Here is a 22,157-nt window from a genome sequence, read left to right on the forward strand (position 1 = left end):
TTAATCGCTCCTTACGCTTTCTCGATGTTGACCAAAAACGCCTTATACTCCGGCGTTTGCGAGTTGGAATCGCCGACGTTAGGCGTCAGGGTGTTGGCGATGTAACCTTTACGGGCCACGCCTTCAAAACCCCAGTGCAGCGGGATACCGACGGTTTCTACCTGCTGGCCGTTGACGTTCAGCGTGCGCAGTCGGCGGGTCACCACGGCAACCGCGCGAATAAAGCCGCGCTTGCTGCTGACTTTCACCCAGTCGCCGTTGACGATACCTTTGCTTTTCGCCAGCCCTTCGCTGATTTCGACAAACTGTTCCGGCTGCGCAATCGCATTAAGCAGCGCATGCTTGGTCCAGGTATGGAAGTGTTCGGTCAGGCGATAGGTAGTACCGACATACGGGAACTTATCCTTCTTACCTAAGCGAATAGCGTCATCTTCGTATAAACGCACTACCGGGCTGGAGACCACATTCGGGTGCAGCGGGTTGGTGCCAAGCGGCGTTTCCATCGGCTCGTAGTGTTCAGGGAACGGCCCTTCCGCCAGTTTATCGAGCGCAAACAGGCGCCCAAGCCCCTCTTGCTGCATAATAAACGGCCCGGTGTTGCTCCCCGGCGGCGCGGTATTGAAGTCCGGAATATCATTACCGACCCACTTACTGCCGTTCCACTGGATCAGCATTCGCTTCGCATCCCAAGGTTTACCGTTAATATCGGCCGATGCGCGGTTATACAGCACGCGGCGGTTGAGCGGCCAGGCCCAGGCCCAGCCCAGCGTATTGCCAAGCCCAGAAGGATCGGCGTTATCGCGATTCGCCATCTGGTTACCCTGCTCGGTCCAGCAGCCGGTGTAGATCCAGCAAGATGACGCGGTGCTGCCGTCATCGCGCAACAGTGCGAAGCTATTCAGCAACTGTCCTTTTTTCGCCAGCAGCGCCCCATTGCCATCGTAGAGATCCGCCAGCGCGTAGCCGTTGTTCTCTTTTGCAACCTCCTCCGATTCCGGATGATCTGGCTGCTTATAACTCCAGCTCATTTTCAGCAGCGGTTCCGCGCCCTTACCGCCTTCGCGACGGTACAGCTCACGCAAACGGTGATAGATCCCGGCAAGAATTTCGCCATCGTTGCGTGCTTCGCCCGGCGCGTCCTGGCCTTTCCAGTGCCACTGCAGCCAGCGACCGGAGTTGGCGATCGAACCGTCTTCTTCGGCAAAGCAGGTCGATGGCAGACGGAAGACTTCGGTCTGAATCGTAGCCGGGTCGACATCATTAGACTCGCCGTGGTTCTGCCAGAAAGTCGAGGTCTCGGTCACCAACGGATCGATAACCACCATATATTTCAGCTTACTGAGGCTACGCACCACTTTGTTTTTGTCCGGGAAGGACGCAACCGGGTTGAAGCCCTGGCAGATATAGCCGGTGACGTTGCCGTTATCCATCATATTGAAGTACTTGATGACGTCGTAGGCCTGATCCCATTTCGGCAACCAGTTGAAGCCCCAGTCATTCTCTTTCTGCGCCGCATCGCCGTAGAACGATTTCATCAGGCTGACGAAGAATTTCGGGTAGTTGCTCCAGTAGTTCACCTGGTCGGCCAGCGTCGCTTTCGGCGTGTTGGCGCTAAGATAACTTTGCAGATCGCTCTGTTTATCGGACGGCAGCGTCAAATAACCCGGCAGACTGGTCGACAACAGACCCAAATCGGTCAGCCCCTGAATATTGGAGTGTCCGCGCAGCGCGTTGACGCCGCCGCCAGCCATGCCCATGTTGCCGAGCAGCAGTTGGATCATCGCCATGGTGCGTATGTTCTGCGCGCCGACGGTGTGCTGCGTCCAGCCCAGAGCATACAGGAAGGTGGTGGTGCGATCCGCGACGCTGGTTGAAGCCAGCACCTCGCACACTTTGAGGAAGTCTTCTTTCGGCGTACCGCAGATGTTTTCAACCACTTCCGGCGTGTAGCGGGAAACGTGCTGCTTGAGCAGATTCCACACGCAGCGCGGATGGCTGAGCGTTTCATCGCGTTTCGCGTAGCCATTTTCATCGAACTGGTAGTTCCAGGACGATTTATCATACTGGCGCTTTTCCGCATCGTAGCCGCTGAACAGGCCATCTTCGAAGGTAAAATCATCCCGTACCAGCAGGCTGGCATTGGTGTAATGCTTTACGTACTCGGCATTAATCTTATTATTTTCGATAAGGTACAACAGCACGCCCGACAGGAACGTAATGTCGGTACCGGAACGAATTGGCGCATAGATATCGGCCACCGACGCGGTACGCGTAAAGCGTGGGTCGACGACGATAAGCGTAGCATCGTTATTGTTCTTCGCTTCCATCGCCCAGCGGAATCCCACCGGATGCGCTTCCGCGGCGTTGCCGCCCATCACCATTACGACGTTTGCGTTTTTGATATCAACCCAGTGGTTGGTCATCGCACCGCGACCAAATGTTGGAGCAAGACTTGCTACCGTTGGTCCGTGTCAGACGCGCGCCTGGTTGTCTACCGCCAGCATGCCGAGCGAGCGCACAAATTTTTGCGTCAGCATGCCGGTCTCATTACTCGCCGCCGAGGCGCACAGCATCCCGGTGGAAAGCCAGCGGTTAACCGTCACGCCCTGCTCGTTCTTTTCAATAAAGTTGGCATCGCGGTCGGCTTTCATCAATTTGGCGATGCGGTTAAAAGCTTCATCCCAGGAGATGCGCTGCCATTTATCCGAACCCGGAGCGCGGTATTGCGGATACCGCAGGCGATTTTCACTGTGGACGTAGTCCAGCAGACCGGCGCCTTTCGGGCACAGCGCGCCGCGGCTTACCGGATGATCCGGATCCCCTTCGATATGATAAATCGCTTCTTTGGCGTTTTTCGCGCCGTCGCCCAGGCTATACATTAATAGCCCGCAGCCCACGGAGCAGTAAGTGCAGGTGTTGCGGATCTCTTTTGCGCGCAGCAATTTGAAATTGCGTGCCTGAGCCAGCGCCATTTTCGGGGCGAAGCCCAGTGCGGCAGCTGTTGTTCCGGCCATACCGCCTGCGCAGATTTTAAAAAACTTTCTGCGGCTGACGTCCATTGATTCCTCCATGCAGGATGTTTGTTCATCGCGCGGAGGAAACTAACAGCAATGTCCCTTTTTTTATTGCGTCAAATCAAGGTCGCCCACGCTAGCCCTCTAAAGAGTCATCGGCGACGAGTTTGACTAACCCCAAAGAGTTATGCGCTACGGAAAAGATCGACCGCCGGGAGCGAAAAGATGTTATAAATTCTTGCTGCGTTTGAGTCACTATCAGGTTAAACATGGAAAAAAAGAGAGCGACGTCAATAGGCTTCGCCGCCATTATATTATGGAGCACGATGGTCGGCTTGATTCGCGGCGTTAGCGAAGGGCTAGGTCCTGTCGGCGGCGCGGCGATGATTTATAGTCTCAGCGGCCTGCTGCTCATTTTTACCGTCGGCTTTCCCAACCTGCGCCAGATCCCGCGCCGCTATCTGTTGGCCGGCAGCGTGCTGTTTGTCAGCTATGAGATCTGCCTCGCCCTGTCGCTGGGCTTCGCCGCCACCCGCCAGCAGGCCATTGAAGTGGGAATGGTCAATTACCTGTGGCCCAGCCTGACCATTTTATTCGCCATTCTTTTTAACGGTCAGAAAAGCAGCTGGCTGGTGATCCCCGGCTTATTGCTGGCGCTGTTCGGCGTGAGCTGGGTGCTTGGCGGCGAACACGGACTTAACCTCGATGAAATTATCAATAACGTCATCTCCAGCCCGCTGAGCTATTTTCTGGCATTTATCGGCGCGTTTATCTGGGCGGCGTACTGCACGGTTACCGCGAAATATGCCAAAGGCAAAAATGGCATTACCCTCTTCGTCTTATTAACGGCGCTGACCCTGTGGCTGAAGTTTTTGGCCAGCGCGCAGCCGCCGATGCTGTTTAGCTGGCCGGTGGTCATTAAGCTGATTACGGTCTCCGTGGCGCTGGGGCTGGCCTACGCGGCGTGGAACGTTGGCATCCTGCACGGCAACGTCAGCCTGCTGGCGGCGGCGTCGTACTTTACGCCGGTGCTCTCTTCCGCGCTGGCGGCGGTGCTGCTCAGCGCCGCGCTCTCATGGTCATTCTGGCAGGGGGCCGGGATGGTATGTCTCGGCTCCCTGCTCTGCTGGTATGCCACCCGCCGTTAGCCGAGGTCGCCGCCCGCCACCGGTAGCGTCACGCCGGTGATATAGCTGGCCTCATCGCTGGCGAGAAACAGGATCGCATTCGCCTGTTCCGCCAGCGTGCCGTAACGGCGCATCAGGCTGCTCGCCACCGTCTGATCGACAACCTGCTGATACCACGCCTTTTCCTGCTCGCTCGGCTGCTCTTCATTGCGCGGCGTCAGGCGCGGCGGCGCCTCCGTACCGCCCGGCGCGACGGCGTTAATCCGAATGCCGCTGCCGCTGTACTCCATAGCGATAGACCGGGTCAGCGCGTTAACGCCGCCTTTCGCCGCCGAGTAAGGCACCCGGTTCACCCCTGCCGTCGCCACCGACGAGATATTGACGATGCTGCCTTTCCCCTGCTTCAGCATCCAGGGGAGCGCCGCGCGGCAGCCCCACAAGGTGGGGAACAGCGAGCGGCGGATCTCTTTCTCAATTTGTTCTGGCTGATACTCGGCGAAAGGTCGCGCCCAGATGGTGCCGCCGACGTTGTTGATGAGCACGTCGAGGCGGCCAAAATGCGCGACCCCGGCGGCAAACGCCTGTTCAGTACTCTGCCACTGCTCAAGGTCAGCCTCCAGCGCCAGTACCTGACTTCCGGCCAGGGCTAAAACGGCAGCCAGTTCATGTACGTAAGGCGAGCGGTCAATCAGCAACAGGGCGGCGCCTTCAGTTGCCGCCTGTTCCGCGGTCTGGCGACCAATGCCCTGCGCCGCGCCGGTGATAGCGACGATTTTATTGGTAAAACGCATCATGTCTCCTTACGCCGCCGCGCTCTGGCTGGCGATAAATTTTTCATACCAGAACCCTGCCGGGGAAATTCCTCGTTCGCGCAGCGCCGTGGCGACCGCATTCACCATCGGCGGCGGTCCGCAAAGATAGATGTCAACGTCGCCGTTATTCAGCATCGCGTCATCGAGATGTTCGGTCACAAAGCCGCGCTGCGGGCAGGAACTGCTTTCATCCGCCACTACCGGCAGCCAGCGATATCCCGTCAGTTGCTGTTTAAACGCATCCAGCGCGTCGGTTTTCACCAGATCGTCGTCACGGGTCACCCCGTACAGTAACGTCACCGAACGCGGGCTACCCTGTGTCTGCAGGGTGTGTAACATGGACAGCAGCGGCGCCAGCCCGGTGCCACCCGCCAGCATGAGCAGCGGGCGTTCGCCACTGCGCAAATAGAAGCTGCCCATCGGGCCGCTGAGGGTCAGGCGGTCGCCGGGCCGCGCCTGCTGGGTTAACCACTGGCTCATCATGCCGCCAGGCACGTTACGGATCAGAAAGCGCCCTTCGAGAGAACCCGGCAACGAGCTAAATGAGTAGGCGCGCACATGAGGCGTGCCCGGTACCTGAATGTTGATATATTGCCCCGGCAGAAAAGCCAGCGGTTCATCCAGCGCGACCACCAGTTCGATAGCGGTATCGGACAGTAAATTCACCTGTCGTACCTGCGCCCCGGTGTTCGTCAGCGCGGTTTTACACTGCGCGGCGGCCACCGGCACGTCGATCACACAGTCGCTGGTTGGGACCATCTGGCAGGTCAGCACCTGGCGAGCCTGCGCCTCGTCGTCGCTTAACGCCTCGTCGAGATAATCCTCCCCCAGGTCGTATTCACCGCTGGCGCAGTGACATTTGCAGGTGCCGCAAACGCCGTCAGAACAGTCCATCGGCAGGTTTACCTTCTGGCGATAGGCCGCATCCAGCACCTTCTCTCCGGCATTGCATTGAATAAATCGCGTAATGCCGTCCTCAAAATTAAGAGCAATATTAAAAGTCATAAGCGCCTCTTAAATGTGGTAAACGTCGATGACCTGACGGATATAGTCGTTATTCAGGCGTACCGTTTTACGAACGATCTGCGGCCTGCCGTCCTGCTCAATTAGCGTGCAGCAGGTAGAGCCGAAATAGGCATCCGTGTGTTGATAGCGATGGCTCCAGGTGACCCAGTTGTAGCGCACCGCAAGCCCCTCATCGCTCTCGCCCATCAGCTCGACATTGCTGATAATGTGCGTGGTACGCGGCTCCGGCGTGCTGGCGCCGGAACGTTCGGTTTTAATGCGATAGACACGATCCTCCAGTCCTTCACGGTTGGGGTAGTAGATAAGTGAAATCTCTTTTTGCGGGTCGCGCGTCAGCTGGTCATCGTCGCCCCATGCCGGCATCCAGTAGACCACCTGCGGGCTGTAACAACTCAGCCACTCATCCCACTGACGGTCATCCAACAGGCGGGCTTCGTAATAGAGAAACTGACGAACTTGTTCGAGATTCAGCATCAGGCCACCTCCACGCGCTGGGTAATGGACTGGTTGTAGCGTTGCTGTTCCTGTTCCAGCGCCGCCAGCATGACCGTTTGCCAGTGGTGATGATGGGCAATATACAGCGCCTCATCTTCCGATTTCACCCCGCTTAGCCGCGGCGTAAAACCCGCGTGCCTGGCGTGTTCATCCGGGCCGTCGACCCAACGTAGCGCGCCGCGGCTGAGGTCGCTCCATGCCAGATTTTCGCCAAGATAGCCGCGCTGGCAGGCGCTGAACTCTTCCAGATCGTCCGGCGTCCCCATTCCGCTGACGTTAAAGAAATCTTCGTACTGGCGGATGCGTAACGCCCGGGCCTGGTCTGATTCCCCTTTCGGCGCAAAACACCAGATGGTGACTTCGGTTTTGTCGACCGCAATCGGGCGGATTACGCGGATCTGGGTAGAAAACTGATCCATCAGGTAGACGTTGGGATACAGGCACAGGTTGCGGGTTTCATTAACCATCTGGTCGGCGCGCAGTTCACCGAACTCCGCCTGCAGACGGTCGCGGTGGGCATAGACCGGGCGCACTTCCGGGTTCAACGCGCGGGTCCACAGCAACATATGGCCGTTGTCAAATCCGTAGCCGCCGCCGACGCTCTTTGACCAGCCGTTGGCGTCAACCGCATGCGTCCCTTCCGCTTCATAGTTGCGGCGTGACATGGTTGAGGCGTAATTCCAGTGCACCACGCTGACGTGATAACCATCGGCGCCGTTCTCCGCGCCCAGCTTCCAGTTGCCTTCGTAAACGTAGCTCGACGATCCCTTCAGCACTTCCAGTCCTTCCGGCGCCTGATCGACGATCAGATCGATGATTTTGCGGGTTTCGCCGAGATACTCCTCCAGCGGCTGCACGTCCGCATTGAGGCTACCGAATAAGAAACCGCGGTAAGACTGAAAACGCGGCAATTTTTGCAGATCGTGAGACCCTTCATGTTTGAAGGTGTCAGGATAAGCGCCGGTGCTCTCATCTTTGGCTTTTAATAATTTGCCGTTATTGCTGAAGGTCCAGCCGTGGAACGGACAGGTAAACGAATTTTTATTCCCGGTTTTGCGTCGACATAACATGGCGCCGCGGTGGGCACAGCTATTAATTAATGCATGCAATTCATTCTTTTTATCGCGAGTAATAATAACCGGCTGCCGTCCCAGCGTCAGGGTATAATAATCTCCCGGCTCGGCAATCTGGCTTTCATGGGCGAGAAACACCCAATTACCTTCGAAGATATGTTTCATTTCAAAATCAAATAACTGCTGATCGGTAAATATAGAGCGGTGGCAACGGTAAATATGATTTTCACGGTCGACAATTAACGCGTTGTTAATTTTGTCTTTAAGCGCTGATAGCGTTTTTTGCATGAGTTAACTCCTCCTGCAGAATTCAGGATTAAAGATATTTGGCAAATGTGGTGATTATCGGGTGTAGAGCGCGGCCCGGGCCATCAGCGTGGCCGGGGCCGCTAAAGCAGATTACTCTTTGGCGCGCAGACGGGTGCCGCGGTGCTCTTCGTCGGGGCTCAGCGCTTTACAGAGGGTGAAATCAAAGCGCACTTCGGTGTGCTCGCCGTCCAGTTCACGCAGTGCAATCGTCTCGCGGTCGCTCACTTTCACCGGGTCGGCAATCAGTCCATCGCGGGTGGCAAAGGCAAAATCATCCCACAGGTATTTGTCGCCGCTGAGGTTGATCTGGCTGGTCAGATGTTTATGCCCCGGCGCGGAGACGAAGAAGTGAATGTGCGCCGGACGGTTGCCGTGGCGGCCTAACTGATCCAGCAACTTCTGGGTTGGACCATCCGGCGGGCAGCCGTAGCCGGATGGCATGATGCTGCGCACGCTATAGCGGCCATCGGCGCCGGTGCGAATACGACGACGCAGGTTGTAGTCGCTCTGGCTCTGATCGAAGAACGAGTAATTACCCAGGGTATTGGCGTGCCAGATATCAACGATGGCGTTAGCGATCGGCTGGCCCTGGCTATCTTTAACCTGGCCGTGCAGCCACATCACTTCGCCGGCGTCGGTGCCATCATCCATGCGGGCATGGCGGTCGGCCAGCGGCGCATTGGCCACATACAGCGGCCCTTCGATGGTGCGAGGGGTGCCGGTTTCACGATGCGCCGCCGCGTCGATTGCGTCCTGACGCAGGTCGAGGAAGTGCTCAAGACCCAGCCCCGCCGCCAGCAGCGCCGCTTCCTGGCGCCCACCCAGCTCGTGCAAATAGTTCACCGCATGCCAGAACTCTTCTTCTGTGACGTTATAGTCATCGATCAGCGTGCAGATATTCTCCAGCAAACGGTGGACAATGGCTTTAAAACGTTCGTTACCGCCTGGAACATTTAAACCCGCGCCTTCACGTAATAATTTCTGCACGGCTTCTTGTTGTACGAAAGCATTACTCATAATTATTCTCTCTTATCGTTGTAGGATATTTACCGGGTGACCCCGGCATGAGGTCATGTTTTATTATTATTAGCTATCGTCTTCACGAATAGACGAGGGATGACGGCACAGCGCCTCTACGCGAATATCCATGAATGGATATAACGGCAATCCCATTAAAATTTGATGCAACTCTTCGGCATCTTTTACATCGAAAATGCTGACATTGGCGTAAAGACCGGCGACGCGCCAAATATGTCGCCACTTGCCTTCACGTTGTAATTGTTGCGAATAGGCTTTTTCGCGTTGTTTAATTTCATCCGCTTCGGCGGCAGGAAACCCGATCGGAATATTAACGGTCATATCAACTTTAAATAGCATTATTTTCTCCTGTTATGCTTTACGGGAATAGAAGCGCAGCTTGTCTTCATCCAGCTCCACACCAAGCCCTGGCGTTTGCGGCAACGCCACCTGACCGTCGGCAAAGGTCAGCGGCACGCTGACGATATCGTCTTTGAGTAGCAACGGGCCGAACATCTCGGTTCCCCACTGCAGCGGCAATGTCGACCAGGCATGCAGAGAAGCAACGGTCCCCACGGTCCCTTCCAGCATCGTGCCGCCATACAGGCCAATCCCCGCCGCCTGCGCGACGCGGGCCAGCGCCAGCACGCTATTCGGCCCGCCCGCCTTGGCGATTTTCAGCGCGTAAGCGCCGGTAAAGCCCTGGTGCGCCAGTTGGTAACCATCGTAAGCGGTCGCGACCGCTTCATCCGCCAGGATCGCGGTTTCGATTTGCTGGCTCAGGCGCACCAGCGCTGCATTGTCCTGCGCGCTCACCGGCTGTTCGATGAGATCGACCCCCATCGCCGCCAGCTCGCGACAGCCCTTCGCGCCGGTCGCGGCGTCCCAGGCCTGATTAACGTCAACGCGAATGCTGGCGCGATCGCCTAAGGCTTCCACAATGGCGCGGGTATGGCGGAGATCGGTGGCTAATTCCCGTGCGCCAATTTTCAGCTTGAATGCCTGATGACGGCGCTCGGCTAACAGCTTTTCCCCTTCGGCAATATCTTTCGCGGTATCGCCGCTGGCTAACGTCCACAGCACCGGCAACGACGTTTGCAGCGCGCCGCCGAGCAGTGCCGATACCGGTAGCCCTAAAGCTTTGCCCTGGGCATCAAGGAGTGCGGTTTCAATGGCAGATTTTGCGAAAGTATTGCCTCTAATGGCGCTATTCATACGCGCCGTCAGCGCATTCAGGTTATCCGCCGGCTGCCCTTTCAGCAGCGGCGTCAGATAGTGGGTCAAGGCCGATGAGATAGCCTCCGGGCTCTCGACGCCGTAGCTCAGCCCGCCGATGGTCGTCGCTTCACCGATACCGCATACGCCATCGGAACGGGTAATGCGCACGATGACCAGCGTCTGGCAGCCCATGGTGGTCATCGATAATTTATGTGGCCGGATAGTCGGTACATCCACTAACCAGCTCTCAATGCGTTCTACGGTCGCAGTCATTTTTTGTTCCTGAAAGATGCATAACTTTTTGTACCCACATCCATAACGGGGATGTCTGTGCTTTGACAATAGGGTCCAGCCTGGCGGATGGTCAACGGCGATAATCGAAATGTTGTGCGATTATCGGCACGCTTGTTAAATTGCGGTTAATAATGTGATCGAGGTGGTAAAACAGGCACAATTCGCCGCACCCTGGTTTGCGCGCGGTATAGTGATTCCCCGTGAGCTTTACGTTGCAACGGAGAAAGATGCAATGAGCGACAATACCCACACTACGCTGAGCGCCAGGCAGGCCGAGCACGACCCCAATTTTATGCTGTCACTCGCCCGCGGGCTGGAGGTGCTCAATGCTTTTACTCCCCAGCGCCAGCGGCTGACCATTTCGCAGTTAAGTCAAAAAACGCAAATTTCTCGCGCGGCGGTGCGCCGCTGCCTGTATACCCTGGCGGCGCTGGGGATGGTGCATAGCCCGGACGGCCGCAGCTATGAACTGCTGCCGCGCGTGCTGGCAGTGGGCCACGCCTATCTGGCAGGAACCCCGCTGGCGAAGGTGGCGCAAACGGCGCTGGACAATCTTGGTAAGACGTTAGGTGAAAGCTGCTCCGCCGCCACGCTTGATGGCGACAACGTACTGTATATCGCCCGCGCGGCGGTCAATAACTTGCTCAGCGTCGATCTGGGCCGCGGCAGCCGCCTCCCGGCATGGACAACCTCAATGGGACGGGTATTGCTGAGCGCGTTGCCCGAAGACCAACTAGAAGTGACGCTGTCACGCGCACATCTGATGCGCTACACCCCGTATACCCTGTGCGATCCCGCGGCACTGCGCGCGGAAATCGCCAAAGTTCGCATGCAGGGCTATGCGCTGGCGGACAGGCAAATTGAAGTTGGATTATGCTCGCTTGCGGTACCGCTGCTGTCGCGTAGCGGCCAGGTGGTGGCAGCGCTCAACGTTGGCGTCCCCGCCTCTTCGATGAGCGCCGCGGCGCTGAAGGAGAAAGCCCTGGCGCCGCTGCGCCGTGCGGCGATGGAGCTTTCTCTTCAGCTATGACATTACCGTGGCGCCGGCGTATTGGCCAGCCCGCGCCAGATCCCCAGCGCCAGTAACAACAGCAGAACGCCAGCCGTCGCCAGGGAAATGCTATGGGCGCTGATGAACGCGGTTTTCGCCGCCGCGATTAGTGAATCTGACGGTATCGCGGGGAGCGATTGCGCCACCTTCATCGCCTCGCCGATGGACGATGAGGCCTGTACCGCTGCCTCACCGCCAATCCCGGCAGGCAGTTCAATCGCCGAACTGTAGCTACGGGTCAGAATCAGGCCGAACAGCGCAATACCGAGCCCCGCGCCCAATTCATAGGCCATTGTTTCAATGGCGCCTGCCGCCGACGCCTTCTCTTTCGGCGCTGCCGCCATGATCGCCGACGTTGACGCCAGCAGCGCGCTGGCGGCGCTAAAGCCCAGCAGCGTCATTAACCCCCACGCCTGCCACTGTTGCGTGCTGAAGTCGGTCATCGACAGTCCCAAAAAGCTTAAAGCGCTCAGCAACATACCGCCGGTCGCCACCTGCCGCAGCCCTAGTTTCGATACCAGCATTCCGGCAATCGGCCCGCTAAAGCCGCTGGCGACCATCACCGGCAGCATGAACAACCCGGCTTCAAACGGCGTTTTCTGATGCACGAACTGTAGCTCCTGCGCCATCAGCAATTCAAAACCAACCAGCGTAATGAGCGCGGTCATCGCCATCATCACCCCGCTTAAAATAATGCGGTGGGTGAAGAGACGCATATCCACCATCGGCGTCGGCATCGACAGCTGTTTGCGGACAAACCAGGTCAACATGGCCGCCCCGCCGATAGCCACCAGCGCGATTAGCCACAGCGCCAGCTGCCCCTTTAGCGCCGACTTAGCGCTAAACACCAGCATCAGAATGGCCGCAATCAGGATCAGCGCCTGCGGCAGATTCAGCGGTTGCTCGCGGCGGGCGGGCTGACGGGGCACAACCTTAGCGTTGATGGCAATGACCAGCAGCACGATTGGCACGTTGATCAGGAACACCGATCCCCAGTAGAAGTGTTCCAGCAGCATGCCGCCCACCAGCGGGCCAAATGCCGCGCCGCCGGATCCCACCGCGGCCCATAATCCCAGCGCCATGTTACGCTGGCTGGCTTCGGCGAAAGTGCCGCGGATCCCGGCAAGCGTCGCCGGCACAATCATTGCCGCGCCAACCGCCAGCAGCGCGCGGGAAATAATCAGCGTTATCGCCGACGGCGACAGCGCGGCGCACAGCGAAGCGATACCAAAAATTGCGCTACCGAGCAGCAATAAGCGCTTAAAGCCGATTTTATCGCCCAATGCGCCCATCGGCAGCACCATACCGGCCATCACCAACGAATAGATATCAATGATCCACAGTAGCTCGTTGCCGCTGGTGCCAAGCGCGACGCTGAGCGTCGGGGCGGCCACATGCAGCACCGTTGCGTCAATTGCTACCGGGATATAAACCAGCAAAATCGCCATCAGCGTTAACCATTGCCGAGACATACTACTTTTCCTCAATTTTCGAAATTGGACACGCGTCCAGGATTGCGATCCTGCCGGATTGTTGAACGTCTGTCCAACTTTTTGTTACCATCATCCCATCACCTCTTTGTTACGGGTCGCTATGCACTATTTAAATCGGGAAGCGCGTCGGGAAGTTATCATGCAGGCCGCCATGCGAGTGGCGCTAAATGGCGGCTTCAGCGCCATGACCGTACGCCAGATAGCCAGCGAAGCCGGCGTCGCCGCAGGTCAGTTACATCATCATTTTGCCTCGACCGGCGAGCTAAAAGCGCAGGCCTTTATCCGCTTGATCCGCGAAATGCTCGATATTCAGCTGCTGACCGATGACGCCTCCTGGAGCGAACGCCTGTTTTCATTACTCGGCAGCGAAGATGGCCGTCTCGAGCCCTATATACGCCTGTGGCGGGAAGCGCAGATTTTGTCCGATAGCGATGAGGAAATTAAGGCCGCGTATCTGCTGACCATGAGCATGTGGCATGATGAAACGGTCACGGCGATTAACCGCGGCGCCGAAGCCGGTGAATTTCAGCCGCAGGATACGGCAGAAAATATCGCCTGGCGTCTGATTGCCCTGGTTTGCGGGCTGGATGGCATTTACGCGTTGGGGATGCAAGCCATTGACGATGCGGCATTTACCCGTTACTTAAAACATTATATCGCGCTGGAACTCCCTCAGGCTTAGGTTACATTTAGTAACAATTGACCACCCTTCATTGCCGGCGTGAATTCTTTCACGTCTCGATTCTTATCTATTCTCAAACAATACAATTATTAAAAACAGCTGAGCCTTAATTCCAGCCTGCACAACTTCAGCTGTTTTTTTATTTATCCTTTTGATCTCGTACGCTTTAGTGAGGGTGTTATGTCGATAGAAGGTGATAAAAAGAATCATTATCTTTTAAAAGATTGGCGACCAGAAAATGAAGCCTTCTGGGAAAATAAAGGAAAAGCCATCGCACGCAGGAACTTATGGATTTCCGTATTTTGTCTGTTACTCGCCTTCTGCGTCTGGATGTTATTTAGCGCGGTCGCGGTCAATCTCAATAAAGTGGGTTTTAATTTCACAACCGACCAGCTTTTTTTATTAACGGCGCTACCTTCACTTTCCGGCGCAATATTACGCGTCCCCTACTCCTTTATGGTACCTATAATGGGTGGGCGTTACTGGACGGTTATTAGCACGGTTATTCTGGTGATTCCCTGTTTATGGCTGGGTTTGGCAGTGCAAAATCCAACTACTCCGTACTGGGTATTTATCGCTATTTCGTTACTGTGTGGTTTTGCCGGCGCCAACTTTGCCTCAAGCATGGGCAATATCAGCTTCTTCTTCCCCAAGGCTAAACAGGGCAGCGCATTAGGCATCAACGGTGGTCTCGGCAACCTCGGGGTCAGCGTGATGCAACTGGTCTCGCCCATTTTTATCTTTCTGCCGATTTTTACCTTCCTGGGCGTCCGCGGCGTTGAGCAACCAGGCGGCGCCATGCTGTGGCTTGGCAACTCACCGCTGCTGTGGGTGCCGTTACTGGTCATCGCCACCATTTTCGCGTGGTTCGGTATGAACGATATTGCCAGTTCCAAAGCCTCGATTCGCGATCAGTTACCGGTATTGAAGCGTCCGCATATGTGGCTGTTAAGCCTGCTGTATCTGGCGACCTTCGGCTCGTTTATCGGCTTCTCCGCCGGCTTCGCGATGCTGGCGAAAACCCAGTTTCCGGATGTCGATATTCTGAAACTGGCCTTCTTCGGCCCGTTTATCGGCGCGCTGGCGCGCTCCTTCGGCGGTATCATTTCCGACCGCCTGGGCGGCGTACGGGTGACGCTGGTCAACTTCATTCTGATGGCGGTCTTTACCGGCCTGCTTTTCCTCACCCTGCCGGGCTCCGGTTCCGGCAGCTTCTTCGCCTTCTACGTGGTGTTTATGGGCCTGTTCTTAACCGCCGGTCTCGGTAGCGGCTCCACCTTCCAGATGATCGCCGTGATTTTCCGCCAGCTCACCATCGATAGCGTGAAAAAGCGCGGCGGCAGCGACGAACAGGCCCAGCACGAAGCGGTGACCGATACCGCCGCCGCGCTCGGTTTTATCGCCGCAATCGGCGCCATTGGCGGTTTCTTTATTCCAAAAGCCTTCGGGACCTCTCTGGCCATGACCGGCTCGCCGGTGGGCGCGATGAAAGTCTTTTTTGTCTTCTATGTGGTTTGCGTGCTGGTGACCTGGCTGGTCTATGGCCGCCGTAAACCCGCCTAACCATAACGATTTATCTGCCGGATGGCGGCTTACGCCTTATCCGGCCTACGAGTTCGTTCGCTCATCCGGCCGGGTGGCACGATGCCGGACATCATCGGAGCAGGAGAAATGTCATGAGTAAATTACTGGATCGCTTTCGCTACTTTAAGCAGAAACGCGAGACCTTTGCCAACGGCCACGGTCAGGTCTACGACAACAACCGTGACTGGGAAGATAGCTACCGGCAACGCTGGCAATTCGACAAAATTGTCCGCTCCACGCACGGTGTGAACTGTACCGGCTCCTGTAGCTGGAAAATTTATGTCAAAAACGGCCTGGTCACCTGGGAAACCCAGCAAACCGATTATCCGCGCACCCGACCGGACCTGCCAAACCACGAACCGCGCGGCTGCCCGCGCGGCGCCAGCTACTCCTGGTATCTCTACAGCGCCAACCGCCTGAAGTACCCGCTGGCGCGTAAACGGCTGATTGAGCTGTGGCGCGAAGCCCTGACACAGCATCCCGACCCGGTACAGGCCTGGGATAGCATCATGCAGGACCCGCTGAAAACCCGCAGCTACAAAGAAATTCGCGGTAAAGGCGGCTTTGTTCGCTCCAGTTGGAAAGAGTTAAATCAACTGATCGCCGCGGCCAACGTCTGGACCATTAAAAACTACGGTCCGGATCGCGTCGCGGGCTTTTCGCCGATCCCGGCGATGTCGATGGTCTCCTACGCCGCGGGCACCCGTTATTTATCGCTGCTCGGCGGCACCTGTCTGAGCTTCTATGACTGGTATTGCGATCTGCCGCCCGCCTCGCCGATGACCTGGGGCGAACAGACCGACGTACCGGAATCCGCTGACTGGTACAACTCCAGCTACATTATTGCCTGGGGTTCAAACGTCCCGCAGACGCGAACCCCGGACGCCCACTTCTTCACCGAAGTGCGCTACAAGGGCACCAAAACCATCGCCATTACTCCGGACTATTCGGAAGTCGCCAAGCTCTGCGACCAGTGGCTGGCGCCGAAGCAAGGTACCGACAGCGCGCTGGCGATGGCGATGGGCCACGTGATCCTCAAAACTTTCCACCTCGATAATCCGAGCGATTACTTTCTCAACTACTGCCGTACCTATACCGATATGCCAATGTTGGTGATGCTCGACCGTCGTGACGACGGCAGCTATGCGCCGGGCCGTATGCTACGCGCCGCTGACCTGCTTAACGGACTGGGAGAAAGTAATAACCCGGAATGGAAAACCGTCGCCTTTAACGCCGACGGCGAACTGGTCGCGCCGAACGGATCCATCGGCTTCCGTTGGGGCGAAAAAGGCAAATGGAATCTCGAACAGCGGGCTAACGGCCGTGACGTTGACTTAAAACTGTCGCTGCTGGATATACACGATAGCGTGGTGTCGGTCGGCTTCCCCTACTTCGGCGGCAATGAAAACCCGCATTTTCGCAGCGTGAAGCAGGAGCCGGTAACGCTTCATCAACTGCCAGCGAAACAGCTGCCGTTAGCCAGTGGTGAAAACGCTCTGGTAGTGAGCGTGTATGACCTGGTGCTGGCGAACTACGGTCTGGATCGCGGTCTTGACGATGCCAATGCCGCGCGTGACTTCGCGGATGTCAAAGCCTATACCCCGGCGTGGGCCGAACAGATCACCGGCGTGCCGCGTCACCATATCGAGCAAATCGCCCGCGAGTTCGCCGATACGGCGCATAAAACCCATGGCCGTTCGATGATTATCCTTGGCGCCGGTGTGAACCACTGGTACCACATGGATATGAACTACCGCGGGATGATCAACATGCTGGTATTCTGCGGCTGCGTCGGCCAGAGCGGCGGCGGCTGGTCGCACTATGTCGGCCAGGAGAAACTGCGCCCGCAGACCGGATGGCTGCCGCTGGCGTTCGCGCTGGACTGGACTCGTCCACCGCGGCAGATGAACAGTACCTCTTATTTCTACAACCACGCCAGCCAGTGGCGCTACGAAAAACTAACCGCTCAGGAGCTGCTCTCACCGCTGGCCGACGCCAGCAAATTCAGCGGCCATATGATCGACTTCAACGTTCGCGCCGAGCGCATGGGCTGGCTGCCCTCCGCGCCGCAGCTTAACGTTAACCCGCTGAGCATCAAGCAGCAGGCCGACGCTGCCGGGCTGTCCCCCGCAGAGTTCACCGTCCAGTCGTTAAAAGCAGGCGATATTCGCTTTGCCGCCGAGCAGCCGGATAGCGGCAACAACCACCCGCGCAACCTGTTTATCTGGCGTTCGAACCTGCTGGGATCGTCCGGTAAGGGCCATGAGTACATGCTCAAGTACCTGCTCGGTACCGATAACGGTATTCAGGGCGAGGAGTTTGGCGCCACCGCTGACGTGAAGCCTGAGGAAGTCGAGTGGCAGACCGCGGCGATTGAGGGCAAACTCGATCTACTGGTGACCCTCGATTTCCGCATGTCCAGTACCTGCCTGTTCTCAGATATCGTCCTGCCGACCGCCACCTGGTACGAAAAAGACGATATGAACACTTCGGACATGCACCCGTTTATCCACCCGCTTTCCGCCGCCGTCGACCCGGCATGGGAGGCGAAAAGCGACTGGGAAATCTACAAGGACATTGCGAAAAGTTTCTCTGAAGTATGCGTCGGCCACCTTGATAAAGAGACCGATGTGGTACTGGTGCCGCTGCAGCATGACTCTCCGGCGGAGCTGTCACAGCCGTTTGATGTCCTCGACTGGCGCAAGGGCGAATGCGATCTCATTCCAGGCAAAACCGCGCCGTCAATTGCGCTGGTTGAACGTGACTACCCGGCCACCTGGGAGCGCTTCACCTCGCTGGGGCCGCTACTCGATAAGCTCGGCAACGGCGGTAAAGGCATTTCGTGGAATACGCAAAACGAAGTCGACTTCCTCGGTAAACTCAACTACGTCAAGCCCGACGGTCCGGCCAAAGGCCGCCCGCGCATCGACAGCGCGATCGACGCCAGTGAAGTCATCTTGAGCCTGGCGCCGGAAACCAATGGCCAGGTGGCGGTGAAAGCCTGGCAAGCGCTGGGAGAATTTACCGGCCGCGACCACACCCATCTGGCGCTGAATAAAGAGGATGAGAAAATCCGCTTCCGCGATATTCAGGCGCAGCCGCGCAAGATCATCTCCAGCCCAACGTGGTCTGGTCTGGAAAGCGAACATGTCTCTTATAATGCCGGTTATACCAACGTTCACGAACTGATCCCGTGGCGCACCCTCTCCGGGCGGCAACAGCTCTATCAGGATCATCCCTGGATGCGCGCCTTCGGCGAAAGTCTGGTGGCCTATCGCCCACCTATCGATACGCGCAGCGTCAGCCAGATGAAGGACGTGCCGCCAAACGGCTTCCCGGAAAAAGCGCTCAACTTCCTGACCCCGCATCAGAAATGGGGTATCCACTCGACCTATAGCGAAAACCTGCTGATGCTGACGTTGTCGCGCGGCGGACCCATCGTCTGGCTAAGCGAAACCGACGCAAAAGAACTGGGGATTGAAGATAACGACTGGATTGAAGCCTTCAACGCCAACGGCGCCCTCACCGCGCGTGCGGTGGTGAGCCAGCGCGTGCCGCCGGGCATGACCATGATGTATCACGCCCAGGAACGCATTATGAATATCCCAGGTTCGGAGGTGACCGGTCGTCGGGGCGGCATCCACAACTCCGTCACCCGCGTCTGTCCAAAACCCACGCATATGATTGGCGGCTACGCCCAACTGGCTTACGGCTTTAACTACTACGGCACCGTCGGCTCCAACCGCGACGAGTTCATTATGATCCGCAAAATGAAAAACATTGACTGGCTGGATGGCGAAGGTCGCGACCAGGTACAGGAGGCGAAAAAATGAAAATACGTTCACAAGTCGGAATGGTGCTGAATCTGGATAAATGCATCGGCTGCCATACCTGCTCCGTCACCTGTAAAAATGTCTGGAGCAGCCGCGAAGGGATGGAATATGCGTGGTTCAACAACGTGGAAACCAAGCCCGGTATCGGTTACCCCAAAAACTGGGAAGATCAGGACGAGTGGCAAGGCGGCTGGATCCGCGGTATCAGCGGCAAGCTCACTCCCCGTCTGGGCAACCGCGTCAGCGTGTTGTCGAAGATTTTCGCTAACCCGGTGCTGCCGCAGATTGACGATTATTACGAACCCTTTACCTACGATTATCAGCACCTGCACAACGCGCCGGAAGGCAAATACTTGCCTACCGCCCGTCCGCGTTCGCTGATTAGCGGCGAACGGATGGATAAAATCAGCTGGGGGCCAAACTGGGAGGAACTGCTCGGCGGCGAGTTTGAAAAACGCGCCAAAGACCGCAACTTCGAAGCGATGCAAAAAGAGATGTACGGCCAGTTTGAAAACACCTTCATGATGTATCTGCCGCGTCTTTGCGAACATTGCCTTAATCCGAGCTGCGTGGCGACCTGCCCAAGCGGCGCTATCTACAAGCGCGAAGAAGACGGCATCGTGCTGATCGACCAGGATAAATGCCGCGGCTGGCGGATGTGCATCAGCGGTTGTCCGTACAAAAAAATCTACTTTAACTGGAAGAGCGGCAAATCGGAAAAATGCATCTTCTGCTATCCGCGTATTGAGTCCGGGCAACCGACGGTGTGCTCCGAAACCTGCGTCGGCCGCATCCGCTATCTTGGCGTACTGCTGTACGACGCGGACCGCATCGAAGAGGCGGCCAGTACCGAACATGAAACCGACCTCTACGAGCGCCAGTGCGAGGTGTTCCTCAACCCTAACGACCCGGCGGTCATCGAAGAGGCGTTGAAGCAGGGTATTCCGCATAACGTGATCGAAGCCGCGCAACAATCACCGGTGTATAAACTGGCAATGGACTGGAAGCTGGCGCTGCCGCTGCATCCGGAATACCGTACCTTACCGATGGTCTGGTACGTCCCACCGCTGTCGCCGATTCAGTCCGTCGCCGACGCCGGCGGCCTGCCGAGTAACGGCAATATCCTGCCAGCGGTCGAAAGCCTGCGTATACCGGTACAGTATCTGGCGAACCTGCTGAGCGCCGGCGATACCGGCCCGGTCCTGCGCGCGTTAAAACGCATGATGGCGATGCGCCATTACAAACGTTCGCAAACCGTTGAAGGCGTGACCGATACCCGCGCCATTGAAGAAGTGGGCCTCAGCGTCGAGCAGGTGGAAGAGATGTATCGCTACCTGGCGATCGCCAATTACGAAGACCGCTTCGTGATCCCCACCAGCCACCGCGAACTGGCGGAAGACGCCTTCCCTGAACGCAACGGCTGCGGTTTTACCTTCGGCGATGGTTGCCATGGTTCTGATACTAAATTCAACCTGTTCAACAGTCGGCGCATCGACGCGATTGATGTGGGAGACGTTCGTCGACATGGGGAGGGAGAGTAATGCGGCTTCTCAAAGTCATCGCTTTACTGCTGGAGTATCCCGACGACGCGCTGTGGGATAACCGCGAGGAGGCGCTGGCGCTGGTCAGCGCCGATGCGCCCGCCCTGACGCCGTTTGTTACGCGATTACTGGCGGCGCCGCTGCTCGACCGTCAGGCCGAATGGTGTGAGGTGTTTGAGCGCGGTCGCGCCACCTCGCTGCTGCTGTTTGAACACGTTCACGCCGAATCGCGCGACCGCGGCCAGGCGATGGTCGATCTGATGAATCAGTATGAACAGGCGGGTCTGCAGATCGATTGTCGCGAACTCCCGGACCACCTGCCTTTATATCTTGAGTATCTCAGCACTCTCCCGTTGGCCGATGCCCGTGAAGGACTGCAGAACGTCGCGCCCATTCTGGCATTGCTCGGTGGACGCTTAAAGCAGCGCGAATGCGATTACTATCAACTCTTTGACGCCCTCCTCACGCTGGCGGATAGCCCACTCAATAGTGACAGTGTCACCAGGCAGGTAGCGAGTGAGAAGCGTGACGACACGCGCCAGGCGCTGGATGCGGTGTGGGAAGAAGAACAGGTGAAGTTTATTGAAGATAATGCAACCGCTTGCGATAGCTCGCCAATGCAAGCTTATCAACGACGCTTTAGCCAGGATGTGGCGCCGCAGTACGTCGACATCCGCGCCGGAGGCCCGAAATGATACAGTACTTAAACGTCTTCTTTTACGATATCTACCCTTATCTCTGCGGCACCGTATTCCTGGTGGGCAGTTGGCTGCGCTATGACTACGGTCAGTATACCTGGCGCGCGTCATCCAGCCAGATGCTCGATAAACGGGGCATGGTGCTGTGGTCGAACTTATTTCATATCGGCATCCTCGGCATCTTCTTCGGCCACTTCTTCGGGATGCTGACGCCGCACTGGGTCTATTCATGGTTCCTGCCGATGTCGCAGAAACAGGTGATGGCGATGGTGCTGGGCGGCGTCTGCGGCGTGCTGACCCTGGTCGGCGGCATAGGCCTGCTGGTGCGTCGTCTGACCAACCCGCGCATTCGCGCCACCTCCACCACTGCGGATATCCTGATCCTGTGCATTCTGCTGATTCAGTGCGCGCTGGGGCTGACGACTATTCCGTTCTCCGCCCAGCATCCGGACGGCAGCGAAATGTTGAAACTGGTAGATTGGGCGCAGGCGGTAGTCACCTTCCACGGCGGCGCATCGGCGCATCTGGACGGCGTCGCGTGGGTGTACCGCGTCCATCTGGTGCTGGGGATGACTATCTTCCTTATTTTCCCGTTCACCCGGCTGGTTCACGTCTGGAGCGCGCCGATAGAGTATTTCACCCGCCGCTACCAGGTGGTACGCTCCCGGCGCTGAAAGCCAGCGGCTTTTATCATTCATCCATACCGGTAGATACTGTTATAGGTTTGCAACTATTATGGTCCGGGAAAAACACGTGTTTTGTGTTAATTCAGAGCACATTGCGCTCCCGATATTTTTTCTGCGTTATGGCTCTCATGGCGCAGGGAGCGCACAGAGGGCGGCCAGTCGCCGCCGCCCTCTGTACTCCCGGGCTCTGGCCGCCAAAATCGC

The 22,157-nt window shown here is 57.2% G+C and carries 16 protein-coding genes and 1 pseudogene; 8 read left to right on the top strand and 9 right to left on the bottom strand.

Annotated features, from left to right (window positions below; genetic code table 11):
- Window positions 1-11: 11 nt before the first annotated feature.
- Window positions 12-3,059, bottom strand: a complete 3,048-nt coding sequence (gene fdnG / locus PGR09_RS06760) for a formate dehydrogenase-N subunit alpha (protein WP_088389858.1) — start codon at window positions 3,057-3,059, stop codon at window positions 12-14.
- 224 nt (window positions 3,060-3,283) lie between these two features.
- Between fdnG and yddG the strand changes: the two genes are divergently transcribed.
- Entirely contained in the window at window positions 3,284-4,162 is an 879-nt protein-coding gene (yddG, locus tag PGR09_RS06765; protein WP_047064740.1) for an aromatic amino acid DMT transporter YddG, read from the top strand.
- On the opposite strand, the gene PGR09_RS06770 is transcribed toward yddG, so the two are convergent.
- The 7 genes and pseudogenes from PGR09_RS06770 to PGR09_RS06800 form a co-directional block, all read right to left on the bottom strand.
- Window positions 4,159-4,932 (bottom strand): 1,6-dihydroxycyclohexa-2,4-diene-1-carboxylate dehydrogenase, encoded by a 774-nt coding sequence (locus PGR09_RS06770; protein ID WP_430915960.1) that lies wholly within the window; start codon window positions 4,930-4,932, stop codon window positions 4,159-4,161. The two genes, yddG and PGR09_RS06770, sit on opposite strands and share 4 nt — an antisense overlap.
- Before the next feature lie 9 nt (window positions 4,933-4,941).
- Window positions 4,942-5,958 (bottom strand): benzoate 1,2-dioxygenase electron transfer component BenC, encoded by a 1,017-nt coding sequence (benC, locus tag PGR09_RS06775; RefSeq protein WP_047067681.1) that lies wholly within the window; start codon window positions 5,956-5,958, stop codon window positions 4,942-4,944.
- A gap of 9 nt (window positions 5,959-5,967) precedes the next feature.
- Entirely contained in the window at window positions 5,968-6,453 is a 486-nt protein-coding gene (benB, locus tag PGR09_RS06780) for a benzoate 1,2-dioxygenase small subunit (protein WP_015366457.1), read from the bottom strand.
- The gene (locus PGR09_RS06785) at window positions 6,453-7,835 is read right to left on the bottom strand and encodes a Rieske 2Fe-2S domain-containing protein (RefSeq protein ID WP_045394118.1); all 1,383 of its coding nucleotides are present in this window, start codon (window positions 7,833-7,835) and stop codon (window positions 6,453-6,455) included. The genes benB and PGR09_RS06785 overlap by 1 nt, the downstream gene beginning before the upstream one ends.
- Window positions 7,836-7,946: 111 nt before the next feature.
- Complete coding sequence (gene catA / locus PGR09_RS06790) at window positions 7,947-8,873, bottom strand: catechol 1,2-dioxygenase (protein ID WP_430915961.1); 927 nt, start codon at window positions 8,871-8,873, stop codon at window positions 7,947-7,949.
- A gap of 69 nt (window positions 8,874-8,942) precedes the next feature.
- On the bottom strand, window positions 8,943-9,233 hold the full coding sequence (catC, locus tag PGR09_RS06795; RefSeq protein ID WP_015366454.1) for a muconolactone Delta-isomerase: 291 nt from the start codon (window positions 9,231-9,233) through the stop codon (window positions 8,943-8,945).
- A gap of 12 nt (window positions 9,234-9,245) precedes the next feature.
- A pseudogene (locus PGR09_RS06800) lies at window positions 9,246-10,408 on the bottom strand (muconate cycloisomerase family protein).
- A 209-nt stretch (window positions 10,409-10,617) separates the two neighbouring features.
- Here PGR09_RS06800 and PGR09_RS06805 point away from each other — a divergent pair.
- Entirely contained in the window at window positions 10,618-11,415 is a 798-nt protein-coding gene (locus PGR09_RS06805) for an IclR family transcriptional regulator domain-containing protein (protein ID WP_047048665.1), read from the top strand.
- A gap of 2 nt (window positions 11,416-11,417) precedes the next feature.
- Here the strand turns inward: PGR09_RS06805 and PGR09_RS06810 are convergent, their stop codons facing one another.
- Window positions 11,418-12,908, bottom strand: coding sequence for an MFS transporter (locus PGR09_RS06810; RefSeq protein ID WP_063415991.1), 1,491 nt, complete (start codon window positions 12,906-12,908; stop codon window positions 11,418-11,420).
- Window positions 12,909-13,029: 121 nt separating this feature from the next.
- Between PGR09_RS06810 and PGR09_RS06815 the strand changes: the two genes are divergently transcribed.
- The 6 genes from PGR09_RS06815 (at window position 13,030) to narI (ending at window position 21,941) form a co-directional block, all read left to right on the top strand.
- A complete protein-coding gene (locus PGR09_RS06815; RefSeq protein WP_316422347.1) occupies window positions 13,030-13,611 on the top strand; it encodes a TetR family transcriptional regulator in 582 nt (193 codons plus the stop codon).
- A gap of 180 nt (window positions 13,612-13,791) precedes the next feature.
- Complete coding sequence (locus PGR09_RS06820; RefSeq protein WP_430915962.1) at window positions 13,792-15,174, top strand: NarK family nitrate/nitrite MFS transporter; 1,383 nt, start codon at window positions 13,792-13,794, stop codon at window positions 15,172-15,174.
- A gap of 113 nt (window positions 15,175-15,287) precedes the next feature.
- Complete coding sequence (locus PGR09_RS06825; protein ID WP_430915963.1) at window positions 15,288-19,028, top strand: nitrate reductase subunit alpha; 3,741 nt, start codon at window positions 15,288-15,290, stop codon at window positions 19,026-19,028.
- Window positions 19,025-20,569: a nitrate reductase subunit beta gene (gene narH / locus PGR09_RS06830; protein ID WP_047048682.1), complete on the top strand. Its 1,545-nt coding sequence runs from the start codon at window positions 19,025-19,027 to the stop codon at window positions 20,567-20,569. The genes PGR09_RS06825 and narH overlap by 4 nt, the downstream gene beginning before the upstream one ends.
- A complete protein-coding gene (gene narW / locus PGR09_RS06835; RefSeq protein WP_045394098.1) occupies window positions 20,569-21,264 on the top strand; it encodes a nitrate reductase molybdenum cofactor assembly chaperone in 696 nt (231 codons plus the stop codon). Before narH ends, narW begins: the two co-directional genes overlap by 1 nt.
- Window positions 21,261-21,941: a respiratory nitrate reductase subunit gamma gene (gene narI, locus PGR09_RS06840; RefSeq protein ID WP_045394095.1), complete on the top strand. Its 681-nt coding sequence runs from the start codon at window positions 21,261-21,263 to the stop codon at window positions 21,939-21,941. Before narW ends, narI begins: the two co-directional genes overlap by 4 nt.
- Window positions 21,942-22,157 lie beyond the last annotated feature (216 nt).

The organism is Klebsiella sp. 141251, assembly GCF_050600725.1.
Taxonomy (GTDB): Bacteria; Pseudomonadota; Gammaproteobacteria; order Enterobacterales; family Enterobacteriaceae; genus Klebsiella; species Klebsiella aerogenes.

What these genes read in the sequence shown, in the direction of transcription:
- PGR09_RS06825 (WP_430915963.1), top strand. Translation starts at nt 15,288, where the DNA reads ATGAGTAAATTACTGGATCGCTTTCGCTACTTTAAGCAGAAACGCGAG.
- narW (WP_045394098.1), top strand. Translation starts at nt 20,569, where the DNA reads ATGCGGCTTCTCAAAGTCATCGCTTTACTGCTGGAGTATCCCGACGAC.
- catC (WP_015366454.1), bottom strand. Translation starts at nt 9,233, where the DNA reads ATGCTATTTAAAGTTGATATGACCGTTAATATTCCGATCGGGTTTCCT.
- benC (WP_047067681.1), bottom strand. Translation starts at nt 5,958, where the DNA reads ATGACTTTTAATATTGCTCTTAATTTTGAGGACGGCATTACGCGATTT.
- PGR09_RS06815 (WP_316422347.1), top strand. Translation starts at nt 13,030, where the DNA reads ATGCACTATTTAAATCGGGAAGCGCGTCGGGAAGTTATCATGCAGGCC.
- catA (WP_430915961.1), bottom strand. Translation starts at nt 8,873, where the DNA reads ATGAGTAATGCTTTCGTACAACAAGAAGCCGTGCAGAAATTATTACGT.
- benB (WP_015366457.1), bottom strand. Translation starts at nt 6,453, where the DNA reads ATGCTGAATCTCGAACAAGTTCGTCAGTTTCTCTATTACGAAGCCCGC.
- PGR09_RS06820 (WP_430915962.1), top strand. Translation starts at nt 13,792, where the DNA reads ATGTCGATAGAAGGTGATAAAAAGAATCATTATCTTTTAAAAGATTGG.
- PGR09_RS06785 (WP_045394118.1), bottom strand. Translation starts at nt 7,835, where the DNA reads ATGCAAAAAACGCTATCAGCGCTTAAAGACAAAATTAACAACGCGTTA.
- PGR09_RS06805 (WP_047048665.1), top strand. Translation starts at nt 10,618, where the DNA reads ATGAGCGACAATACCCACACTACGCTGAGCGCCAGGCAGGCCGAGCAC.
- narH (WP_047048682.1), top strand. Translation starts at nt 19,025, where the DNA reads ATGAAAATACGTTCACAAGTCGGAATGGTGCTGAATCTGGATAAATGC.
- PGR09_RS06810 (WP_063415991.1), bottom strand. Translation starts at nt 12,908, where the DNA reads ATGTCTCGGCAATGGTTAACGCTGATGGCGATTTTGCTGGTTTATATC.
- narI (WP_045394095.1), top strand. Translation starts at nt 21,261, where the DNA reads ATGATACAGTACTTAAACGTCTTCTTTTACGATATCTACCCTTATCTC.
- yddG (WP_047064740.1), top strand. Translation starts at nt 3,284, where the DNA reads ATGGAAAAAAAGAGAGCGACGTCAATAGGCTTCGCCGCCATTATATTA.
- PGR09_RS06770 (WP_430915960.1), bottom strand. Translation starts at nt 4,932, where the DNA reads ATGCGTTTTACCAATAAAATCGTCGCTATCACCGGCGCGGCGCAGGGC.